Source organism: Methylobacterium sp. 37f (assembly GCF_023093475.1).
GTDB lineage: Bacteria > Pseudomonadota > Alphaproteobacteria > Rhizobiales > Beijerinckiaceae > Methylobacterium.
Window position 1 is genome coordinate 1 of the sequence record NZ_JAGHKN010000121.1, and the last position, 451, is coordinate 451.

The 451-nt window shown below is 67.0% G+C and carries 1 protein-coding gene; it reads left to right on the forward strand.

All coding sequences use genetic code 11. The features are described from left to right. Positions 1 to 87 precede the first annotated feature (87 nt). The coding region (locus J7U37_RS24910) for a beta-eliminating lyase-related protein (protein WP_247637499.1) at positions 88 to 451 on the forward strand (364 nt) is incomplete at its 3' end.

Sequence of the window (451 nt, forward strand, 5' to 3'; positions counted from 1 at the left end):
CTGACAGACTGTGCCGGCACCTACCCGTACCGGCGCGACCGCACGGAGCCCCACGAGGGCTCGGCAACCGTTCCATCCGAGGCCCACATGACCGATAACACCCAACAGTTCGCCAGCGACAACTATTCCGGTATCTGCCCCGAAGCCTGGGCGGCGATGGCCGAAGCCAACCGCGGCCACGAGCGCGCCTATGGCGACGACCAGTGGACCGCGCGCGCTTCGGACTACTTCCGCCAGTTGTTCGAGACCGATTGCGAAGTGTTCTTCGCCTTCAACGGCACCGCCGCCAACTCCCTGGCCCTGGCCGCGCTGTGCCAGAGCTACCACAGCGTGATCTGCTCGGAGACCGCCCACGTCGAGACCGACGAGTGCGGCGCGCCGGAGTTCTTCTCCAACGGCTCCAAGCTGCTGCTGGCGCAGACCGAGGTCGGCAAGCTGACCCCGGCGTCGA